This window comes from Microbacterium sp. SYP-A9085 (genome assembly GCF_009649635.1).
Classification (GTDB): Bacteria; Actinomycetota; Actinomycetes; order Actinomycetales; family Microbacteriaceae; genus Microbacterium.
This window is the reverse complement of the sequence record NZ_WJII01000002.1, coordinates 303208-313549: the sequence shown is the minus strand read 5'-3', so window position 1 is coordinate 313549 and position 10342 is coordinate 303208. Positions and strand designations below refer to the sequence as shown.

At 67.7% G+C, this 10342-nt stretch carries 6 protein-coding genes; 3 read left to right on the top strand and 3 right to left on the bottom strand.

Annotated features, from left to right (window positions below):
• The first annotated feature begins 211 nt into the window (after positions 1 to 211).
• Together GH740_RS06230 and GH740_RS06225 are read left to right on the top strand one after the other, a co-directional pair.
• On the top strand, positions 212 to 1918 hold the full coding sequence (locus tag GH740_RS06230; RefSeq protein ID WP_153745222.1) for a DUF4012 domain-containing protein: 1707 nt from the start codon (positions 212 to 214) through the stop codon (positions 1916 to 1918).
• Positions 1918 to 4551 (top strand): CDP-glycerol glycerophosphotransferase family protein, encoded by a 2634-nt coding sequence (locus GH740_RS06225; RefSeq protein ID WP_172978316.1) that lies wholly within the window; start codon positions 1918 to 1920, stop codon positions 4549 to 4551. Before GH740_RS06230 ends, GH740_RS06225 begins: the two co-directional genes overlap by 1 nt.
• A 27-nt stretch (positions 4552 to 4578) precedes the next feature.
• Here GH740_RS06225 and GH740_RS06220 read toward each other — a convergent pair whose 3' ends face one another.
• Genes GH740_RS06220 through gmd form a run of 3 tightly spaced genes read right to left on the bottom strand, consistent with a single transcriptional unit; the run spans position 4579 to position 7732 of the window.
• Complete coding sequence (locus tag GH740_RS06220; protein ID WP_153745220.1) at positions 4579 to 5769, bottom strand: DegT/DnrJ/EryC1/StrS aminotransferase family protein; 1191 nt, start codon at positions 5767 to 5769, stop codon at positions 4579 to 4581.
• Complete coding sequence (locus GH740_RS06215; RefSeq protein ID WP_153745219.1) at positions 5769 to 6698, bottom strand: NAD-dependent epimerase/dehydratase family protein; 930 nt, start codon at positions 6696 to 6698, stop codon at positions 5769 to 5771. The genes GH740_RS06220 and GH740_RS06215 overlap by 1 nt, the downstream gene beginning before the upstream one ends.
• The gene (gene gmd / locus GH740_RS06210; protein WP_367640867.1) at positions 6695 to 7732 is read right to left on the bottom strand and encodes a GDP-mannose 4,6-dehydratase; all 1038 of its coding nucleotides are present in this window, start codon (positions 7730 to 7732) and stop codon (positions 6695 to 6697) included. Before gmd ends, GH740_RS06215 begins: the two co-directional genes overlap by 4 nt.
• Positions 7733 to 7913: 181 nt before the next feature.
• Here gmd and GH740_RS06205 point away from each other — a divergent pair, with 181 nt between their 5' ends.
• Positions 7914 to 10331 (top strand): hypothetical protein, encoded by a 2418-nt coding sequence (locus GH740_RS06205; RefSeq protein WP_153745218.1) that lies wholly within the window; start codon positions 7914 to 7916, stop codon positions 10329 to 10331.
• Positions 10332 to 10342 lie beyond the last annotated feature (11 nt).

Genomic DNA, 10342 nt, shown 5'->3' with positions numbered 1-10342 from the left:
TCGACCGATCGGCGGCGGAAGGTCGCTCTCCTGCGTGCCCTTCAGCGGCGTCACAGTGACGACCCGATAATGTCGACGGGTGCCCCCTCGCCATTCTCACGGACGCTACCGCGCGGATCGTGCCGGATCCCACGCGGCGCGTCGCCGTCGCCGGCGGTGGCCCTGGATCGCGGCGTCCGCCGTCGTGGGCGTGATCGCTGGGCTCGGCGGAGTGGCATTGGTGTTCGCCCAGCAGGCCATGTCGGTGCAGGATGACCTGCTGTCCGCGAAGGCGCACATCTCCTCGATCACGGGGTACCTGAAGGCGGGCGACTCGGGCAAGATCGCGCTCGCAGGAGACAAGGTCCTCGACCTCACCCGCGCCGCCGACACCACCGTGCAGGGGCCGCTGTGGGAGATCGCCGCCGGCATCCCCCTCGTCGGCCAGAACGTGGATGCCGTGCGCAAGGCCACCGAGGCGACGCACATCCTCGCCGAGGGGGCGATGCCGGCCGGCGTGAAGCTGCTGAGCACCCTCCGCCTCGACAAGGTCTCGGTGAAGGGCGGCGGGATCAACCTCAAGCCCATCCAGGAGGCGAGTTCGTCGCTCCCCGAGATCACCGACGCGTTCGCGAAAGCGCAGCAAAAGCTCGACGGCATCGATCGGACGAAGATCCTCCCCGTCGTCGACAAGGCGATCGGGTCGCTGTTCGAGATCATGGATCAGGCGGGCCCCGCGCTGGAGAACGTCCAGCACTATCTGCCCACCCTGTTGAAGGCCGCGGGGGTCGACGAGAAGCGCACCTACATGCTGATCTTCCAGAACAACGCCGAGTCGCGCAGCGGCGGAGGGCTGCCCGCTGCCACCGCCATCGTCACCGTCGACAACGGCAAGGTGAAGCTCGCCGCCCAGACCAGCACCTACAGCTTCCCCCGCAACCAGCGGGTGATCGACCTGCCCGAAGACACGCTGCGCCTGTATGAGCCGGACACGTTCATGGGCTTCGGGAACTTCACCCGCACTCCCGATTTCCCCACCACAGCGCAGACCTTCGACAATCTGTGGTTCAACACCCAGGGCACGCGTCTGGACGGCGTGATCTCGGTGGATCCCATCGTCCTCTCGCACATGCTCAAGGTCACCGGCCCCATCGCCACCGCCGACGGCCGCACGCTCACATCGGGCAACGTCGTGGAAGCCCTCCTGTACGACGCCTATACGCGATACCCGATCAACGCCCAGCAGGACATGTTCTTCGCGGACGTCGCCTCGCGGGTGTTCGACAAGGTCGCATCCGGCAAGTGGGATGTCATGAAGATGCTGGATCAGCTCCAGATCTCGGTGACGGAGCAGCGCCTGCACGTGTGGTTCGCGCGCCCGGCCGAACAGGCGATGGCGGTCCAGCTGGGGCTGGACGGGGCTCTCGCGACGAGCAATGAGAAGACGACGGAAGTCGGCATCTTCGTCAATGACGCCGCGTACAGCAAGCTCGAATACTTCATGAAGACCAAGGTCAACGTGACCTGCAACGCCGATGCGCGGACGATGACGACGTCGCTGACGATCGCGAACAGCGCTCCCCTGGAGGGGATGACGAAGTACCAGCTCGGCGTCCGGAACAAGCGATACGGCCTGCTGCGGAACACCTTCATCCAGGACATCATCTATTTCGCTCCCCCCGGCTCCAGCATCACCGCCACCGACCCGGAGTTCGGCGACTCCTACGCGGACTGGCGCTCGGGCGTCGAGGCCGGCCGGGACGCGAAGAGCATCCGCATCTTCGTGCCCAGCGGTCAGTCGAAGACCGTGACGTTCACCAGCCCCCTGCCCAAGGGGGAACTCGGCCCGCTGTCGGTGCGATACACGCCGACGGTGACCACCACACCGGTCACGGTCGCGAAGACGTGCGACGGCCTGTTCCTGCCGCCGCAGCGATGATGCGCCGCAGGCCCCCGACCGCCGGCGCCACGTACTCGGTGGTCACGCCGCTGTACAACGTCGCCCCGTACCTGCCAGAGTTCTTCGCATCGCTGCAGCGGCAGACCGTCGGCTTCGAGCGACTGCAGGTGATCCTGGTGGACGACGGCTCGGACGACGGGCGGACGCCGCGATTGGCGAAGGAGTTCGCAGACAGGAATGCCGCGAACGTCGTGTTCCTCTCGAAGCCGAACGGCGGTCAGGCCTCTGCGCGGAACATGGGTCTGGCGCACGCCACAGGCGAGTGGGTGACGTTCCCCGATCCCGACGACGTCCTTCGCCCGACCTACTTCGCAGAATGCGAAGCGGCATTGGCGCGGCATCCCCACGAACGGGTCGACGTCGTCTCGACGCGGATACGGCTCTGGTACGGACGAGGACGCGGAGACGACACCCACGCGCTCGACGGCAGATTCCGTCACGGCGTCGTGCTGCGTCACCTCGATGTCCAGGCGGACTGGATCCAACCCCACGTGACGTCTGCCCTGATCCGGCGCAGCGTCGTGGAGGAGAACGGGATCCGCTTCCCGGAACAGCTTCGGCTGCGCTTCGAGGACGGCGCCTTCATCTCCGAATACCTCCTGCACATCGACGACCCGACGGTGCTCTTCGTCCCCGGCGCCGAGTATCTCTACCGACAGCGTCAGGACTCGACGATCCAGGTCGGCAAGGCGGATCCGCGCAAGTACGTCGATCATCTTCGGCACGGGTTCCTTCCGCTGATCGAGATCGCCGAGCGTCGGCACGGTGCGGTGCCGCGCTGGCTGCAGAATCTCTTCCTGTACGACCAGTTCTGGATTCTGCGCGCCTCGCAAGCCGGCGAGGCACGGCGGGTGATGTTCTCCGACCGGATGCAGGTCGCGCTGTCCGAACTCATCTCCACCTACCTCACGCACATCGACGACGATGCGATCGACGACTTCGCACTGATGCCGATCGAGCCGTGGATGCGTGATGCGCTGCTCATCGCCAAGGGCTCGACCGTCCATGGCGCGGTCGCGGCCGCAGAGCACGATCCGCGGCGGGGTCTGCGCGCATACACCTACACGCACGGCGGCGACCCGGTTCCCTCGGAAAGGGTCCTCGGCGACGACCGAGAGATCGAGCCGCGGTTCACGAAGGAGCAGGCGCTGGAGTACGCAGGCCGTGCGATCGCGTGGCAGCGTACGCTCTGGCTGCCCGACGACGTCGATGTGCGGATCGAGATCGACGGGACGCCCCAGACGCTGCGCACACCGGAGCGCAGGGCTCGGGACGCGTACGGTGTCGACGCGGCGGCCGCGGCCACGACATGGCATGCTCGACGGGCTCGGCTGAAGCGAGTGGGGGCCCGCGAAACGATCGCGCGCGGGAAGAGATTCCTCCGCAGGGGCGTCGATATGGCACGCGGAGAGCTGGCGCGACGGTCCGCCCGGGCGGCGAGGACGTTCGGGCACGCGTGGGTGTTCATCGATCGGGACGTCGACGCCGCAGACAGCGCCGAGGACATGTATTTCTGGGTGCGTGAGAACCATCCCGAGGTCAACGCGTGGTTCGTGATCCGCCGCGACAGCAGGGATTGGCAGCGGCTCGCGGCCCGTGGTGCGCGGCTGGTCGCGTACGGCACCGGAAGGCATCTGGCCCTCATGGCCCACGCGGACAATCTCGTGTCCAGCCATGCCGACCGGTTCATCACCGCGTCCGTGCCACGGCGGCTGCGAAGCGGGTATGCGTTCACCTTCCTGCAGCACGGGGTCATCAAGGGCGATATCTCCGAGTGGCTGAACAAGAAGGACATCGACGCGTTCATCACCTCCACCGAAGAGGAGTACGACTACATCACCGGATCGTCGCCGTACGTCTTCGGGGCGAAAGAGGTCCGGCTGACCGGGCTGCCGCGCCATGACGTCCTCCTTCAGCTGCAGCGCGCGCGGGGCGACTCTCCGCGGCGCACGGTGCTGATCATGCCGACCTGGCGCGATTACCTGGTCGGGGACATGACCTCCACGTCCAGCGCCCGCGAGCGCGTCGGCGCGTTCATGCGCTCACGCTATGCGCAGTGCTGGCAGGACCTGCTGAACAGCCCGCGGATCGCCGAACTGGCGGCGGCCGGGCACGACGTCGTGTTCATGCCGCATCCGAACATGCGCGCCCACCTCGGTGACTTCCGCGTGCCGGCGCACGTGCAGCGGGCGTCCTACGCCGACGCCGACATGCGGGCGCTGCTGGTGGATGCTGCCGCCCTCGTCACCGATTACTCGTCGACCGCGTTCAACGCCGCGTATCTTCAGATCCCGGTGGTCTACTACCAGTTCGACGCCGACGAGTACCGGAGCGGGCACACCGAGCGCGACGGCTACTTCCGTTACGACGAGCACGGCTTCGGGCCGGTCTGCGTCGAAGCCGACACCGCCGCCGCCGCCCTCGTCCGGGTGGTTGAATCCGGTGCGGCGCCCGAGTACCGGGAGCGGATGCGACGCGCGTTCCCCCAGCGCGACGGGCGCAACCGCGAGCGGGTCTTCGCCGCCATGATCGAGATCCGCACCCGCCGCCCGCTCGATGAGCGAGTGACGGCGGCGCCGCCCGATCGGTGGAATCCTTCCGGCACCGCCTGACACCGAACCGGCGTCCGGCGGATGCCGTCAGGCCAGCGTGCGGACGATGTCGGCGAGCGCGGTCAGCTGCTCGTCGATCGGGTAGTGGTGGTTGCCGACGAACAGGCCGTCGTCGTGGATGCGGTCGGCGTTGCGGAGGTCGAACGGGACGCGGGCCTCGAGGCGCGCCATCACGGGATTGCGGGCGAAGTTCCCGGCGACGATCGGCCTGGACTCGATGCCCGCCGCTTCCAGTGCCGCCACCAGCTGACTGCGACGTCCGGCGAGAGGGCCTTCCAGAATCATCGAGAAACCGAACCAGCTGCTGTCCGCCCCCGGAAGCACACGCTGGGTCCGCACGTTCGGCACACTCTCGAACAGGGAACGGAACGTGCCGGCGTTGTCGCGACGGCCCTGCACGAGACCCGGCAGCTTTCGCAGCTGCTGGCGGCCGAGCGCCCCCGACATCTCGAGCGGGCGGAGGTTGTAGCCGGGCAGGACGAACCGGAACAGGTCGTCGAAGCGGTCACCGGTCTTGGGGAAGACAAGATTGTCGTCGGGCAGCTCCCGGGTCCACCCGTGCGCGCGCAGCGACAGCATCGCCTGGTAGAGGAACTCGTCATCGGTGACGACGAGGCCTCCTTCCATCGTCGAGATGTGGTGCGAGAAGAAGCAGCTGAATGTGCCGAACGCCCCGAACGTCCCGGCCTGCCGGCCGTCGAGCGCAGCACCGAGTGATTCGCAGTTGTCCTCGAACAGGACCAGGTCGTGCTCCTGGCAGATCGCCTGCAGTTCGGTGTAGTCGGCGGGATTTCCGAGCAGGTTCACCGCGAACACCGCGCGCGTGCGGTCGGTGATCGCGCGGCGCACCGCCGCCGGGTCGATGTTCAGCGTGTCCAGGTCGACGTCGACGAGCACCGGGACCAGGCCCATCTGCGATATCGGATAATACGTGGTCGCCCAGGAGACGGCGGGGACGATGACCTCGTCGCCGCGCTGCAGGTTCAGCTCCGGGGCGAAGAACGCCGCCGCCATCCCGGCGAGGTTGGCACTGCTGCCGGAGTTCACCATGACGGCATGGCGAGACCCGACGAACGCCGCGAACTCGTCCTCGAAGGCGCGGACCTCCGGGCCCATCGTGAATCGCCCGGATGCGATGACCCGCTGCAGCGCGTCGTATTCGGCGTCGTCCCATGTGGTGGTCGCCAGGGGGTACCAGGGGGTGGCGGTAGGGGACATCAGTGCTCCGTCTGTTGTGCGAGATAGGCCGCGTAGGCTGCGCGCATGCCGGACTCGGCATCCGTCGGGGCAGTCCACCCGAACCCGGCGGCCAGGGACGAGTCCATCAGCTTCTGGTGCATGCCGGCCGGCTTGCTCGGGTCGAGCCGCAACTCGCAGTCGTAGCCGACGACGTTCAGGGCGTACCGGTAGTAGTCGAGGATCGAGTGGTCGGTTCCGAGCCCGATGTTCATCATCGGCGGCCACGCGGACAGGTCGCCGGCAGCCGTCGCCACCCAGTCCGAGACGTCCTCGACGAACGTGAACTCGCGTCGCGCCGTCCCATCGCCCCACACGTCGATGTGGTCGGCGCCGTCGCGCTTGGCGACGTGGGCCTTGTACAGGGCCGCGGCGACGAGATGGCTTCCGACGCTGCCGTAGTGGTCGTTGGGCCCGTAGAGGTTGGACGGGATGAGCACACGGTAGGCGGCCCCGTACTGACGCGAGATGTATTCGCACAGTTTGCCGCCGCTGATCTTCGCCAGCGCATAGCCCTCGTTCGTCGGCTCGAGGGGCGCCTGGAGCATGTCCGTCTCCACGAGGGGCTGTCGGTAGTCCTTCGGATACATGCACGAACTGCCGAAGTAGACGAGCTTGTCGACGCCGAGCTCGTGCGCACCCATGACGACGTTGGTGTCGATCGCGAGGTTGTCGGCGAGGAACTCCGTCGGGGATGCGATGTTCGCGCTGATGCCGCCGACCTTCGCCGCGGCGTGGAGGACCAGATCCGGCGCAGCCGAGGCCAGTGCCCGCCGGGTCGCGTCCCGATCGGTCAGGTCTGCTTCGGCCCGCGTGATGGGCATTATCTCGACGTCCGGGCGAAGGCGACGCAGCGACCCGACCAGTGCGCTGCCGAGCATGCCGCGCGCGCCTGTGACGGCGACCCTCATGCGAGGGCTCCCTCCCACGTCACCGACGTGACCTCGTCGATCCAGTGCGTGCCCTCGTGTTCGAGGGCGGCGATGTCCGCATCCACCATGATGCGGGCCAGTTCCGGAGCCTTCACGCTCGGCTGCCAGTCGAGCGCGTCCTGCGCCTTGGCCGACTGCCCGATCAGGGCGTCCACCTCGGACGGACGCAGATAGCGTTCGTCGAAGCGCACGTAGTCGTTCCAGTCGAGGTCGGCGTGGCCGAAGGCGATGTCGAGGAAGTCCCGGATGGTGTACCCCGCGCCGGTCGCCAGGACATAGTCGTCCGGCCGGTCCACCTGGAGCATCCGCCACATGCCCACGACATACTCGGGCGCGTAGCCCCAGTCGCGGACCGCGTCGAGGTTGCCCAGATACAGCTCCGATTGCACGCCGGCCTTGATGCGGGCGACAGCACGGGTGATCTTGCGCGTGACGAACGTCTCACCGCGGCGCGGCGATTCATGGTTGAAGAGGATGCCGTTGACCGCGAACAGGCCGTACGCCTCCCGGTAGTTCCTGGTGATCCAGAAGCTGTACAGCTTCGCCGCCGCGTACGGCGACCGCGGATGGAACGGGGTGCTCTCGTTCTGCGGCGGCGGGGTGGAACCGTACAGCTCGGAGGATGACGCCTGGTAGAAGCGCGTCTCGATCCCGGCCAGGCGCACCGCCTCCAGCAGCCGGATTGTTCCGGTGCCGGTGGTGTCGGCGGTGTGCTCGGGCTCGTCGAACGACACGCGCACGTGCGACTGGGCGGCCAGGTTGTAGACCTCATCCGGGCGGATCTCGGCCAGCAGGGTCACCAGGCGCGCTCCGTCGCTGAGGTCCCCGTAGTGCAGGAACAGTCGCGCGTCCGCGTCGTGCGGGTCGACGAACAGGTGGTCGATACGGGCGGTGTTGAAGGTCGAGGCGCGCCGGATGAGCCCGTGGACCTCATATCCCTTCGCGAGCAGGAACTCTGCGAGGTATGAGCCATCCTGGCCGGTGATCCCGGTGATGAATGCGCGCTTGGCCACTGCTGCTCCTGTTGTCGATGGGCGGGCTGGTCCCGAACTCCGCCGACAAGTCTACGTGTCCGGGCGATCGGGCCCTGTCCGGCGCTGGGTCAGGACTCGGTACACTCGGGGAACCGGGCCTTCCCGGCCTCACGCAGGATGGCATCCCCCGGTGCGTCCGACTCCGACAGAGAGGTGGGCGGTGAGCGGTATCACGGTGCAGCTGCTCGGCGGCGAGCTTGTCTCCATGATCGATCTGAACGTCGATCGGCGGTTCTCGGTGGTATCGCGGGTCTTCGACGCATCGCCGCTGTCGCTCGGGGCGACGCCGGACCCGTTCCTCCGCTCACGCCTGGAGTCCGGAAAAGGCACCGTCGGTGCTCGACTCGACCTGTCGAAGGATGTCCGCGGCGCCCTGCGCGCGGCCCACGCCGACGTCCTCGTGATCGACACGACGCTCGCCCTGCGCGAGCTCCTGCAGGTGGGGGAGTCGTTGTCCACGGCACTGGCCGCCGATGTGGCGCCGTGGCTCGAGGAGCACTCGGGGCTGCGGCGCATCCGGCCCCAGGAACTCGGGCGGGACGAACTCGAACGCACGCTGATCCCGGGCTTCGATCGTTTCGTCGACGCGGTCCTGGACGTCTACCCCGCGCAGCGGATCATTCTGCTGCGGTCGCATTGCTCGCGCCTGTACTGGGACGGCCGCACGGTGCAGGCGCGGTCCGCCCTCGATGACATCCGCCGCGCCGGCGATCTGCTGGACCGGCTCGACCGGCGATTCGCGGAACGCACCGGCTGTCGCGTGCTGACGCTGGCGGAGGACTTCCTCCCCACCGCCGACGGCAGCCAGCCAAGCGTCCGACTCGGCTGGGACTTCCACATCGCGGTCGAGGCGGCCATCGTCGCCGCCTGCGGCGGCACGGTCGAGCCGAGCACGCTCGGTCCTCGCGACCAGGCGTTCCAAGATTGGGCGAGCCGTCTGCTGTCGCGGCGGCAGAAGCCCAAGCGCCGGGAGCTGCAGCGTCTCGTGCGCGAGGGTGCCGTTCGCACGCCGGCCGATGCGTTCGCTCTCGCTGCCCTGGCAATCGCCTACCCGAAGGTCGACTGGCAGGCGGTCGCGCACGAGGTCGTCGCCGCCGGCGGCGAGCTGGTGCTGCGCACGGCGGCGCGGGTGGAGGCGAATCGCGAGGCGCTGGACCGGCACCCGTTCACCGAGGTGCCGCCGTCGGCGGCATCCGCCGCTGCACGCCGGGTGGTCGTGCGCGTGGCCGACGGGCACGACGTGACGATCGACCCCCGACGTCCGGTCCCGATCGAGGTTCGCAGGGTCGGCCGGGATCCCGAGTGGGACCCGCAGCGTTTCGTCGACCGCGGCTACGTCGCGACCCTCGCCGACATCGACGATGCGCTCGAGAGCTGGTTCGCGTACTTCGAGAGAGGGCGCACCGGCGCCCGCGAACCGTTCCGCCTGGAGTTCTCCGGCGCGGATGAGTTCGTCGATTCATTGGACCGGCTGGACTACATCGACATTCTCGCGAACGAGAACTACGTCGTCGGCATGCACGGCACCGCCGTCCCCGACCCTGGGTGGTCCGCCCGCGTCGATGCGGGCTTCCTGTTCGACGCGAAGGCGCGGGTGTGCTGTCTGCGAAGCGGGTTCGGCGACCAGCTGTTCTACTACGTGTACTGTCGTGAGTTCGCCGACCAGATGGACCTGCGCCTGTACGTCGACGATCTGCTCTTCGACAACGACGAGATGCTCGCGCACACTCCGCATATGCGCCCCGACGTGCTTCCGTTCACGCGGTCGGACGGCGTCTTCTCGGAGATCTTCTCCCGCCGACTGCGGGAGGCGCGCAAGCGGGACATCACGGTGCGACGCGACAACCGGAGCGAGTATCACGCGCTGGGCTTGACGGAGATGATCCTCGCCACCGACCGCATGCACCTGAAGGCGTCGCTGGATCGACGCGACTTTCCGTCATGCCTCACGGTGCAGGTGATCGACCTCGAAGGCTACGAGCGGCTCATCGCCGCCCCTCCCGGTGTGCTGTTCATGGACGTGCTGGCCAAGGAGGGACTGCTGAAGTACCACCTGATGACGAAGAAGGCGCTGTGGGAGGACGCCATCCATCTGCCGCCACTGGTGAATGACGACAGCAGGCGGGTCGAGCAGCAGATGCTGGCGACCGACGCCGTCGTGGTCCACATCCGACGCGGCGACCGTGTGTCACTGGGTATCGCCGACAGCGATGCGTACTACCGCGACTTCGTCCTGCGCACCGCGCAGCTGGACGAGTTCGCGGACAAGCACTGGTTCGTCTTCTCCGACGATCTCGACTACTGCCGGGCGCATGCCGTCGAACTCGGGCTCGATGTGGCCGGCGACCGGCTCACGTACGTGGAGGGGAACCACCACTTCGCGTCCACCGATGACTTCCATCTGATGGCACTGGGCAAGGTCGTTGTCTGCGGCAAGAGCGGATTCAGCGCATGCGCGGCGATGGTCAGTACACGGGTGGAGCACATCTTCGGGACGGGCTATTCGCTCGAGCCGGGCGGCGACGCATGGCACCGGGCGACGGCCGGTGCGCCGACGCCGGTTCTGGCCAAGGGCTGATCCGCCGTCAG

Bases quoted from the DNA above. Each gene is read 5' to 3' on its own strand.
- GH740_RS06220 (WP_153745220.1), bottom strand. From the start codon at position 5,769: ATGTCCCCTACCGCCACCCCCTGGTACCCCCTGGCGACCACCACATGG.
- GH740_RS06225 (WP_172978316.1), top strand. From the start codon at position 1,918: ATGCGCCGCAGGCCCCCGACCGCCGGCGCCACGTACTCGGTGGTCACG.
- GH740_RS06215 (WP_153745219.1), bottom strand. From the start codon at position 6,698: ATGAGGGTCGCCGTCACAGGCGCGCGCGGCATGCTCGGCAGCGCACTG.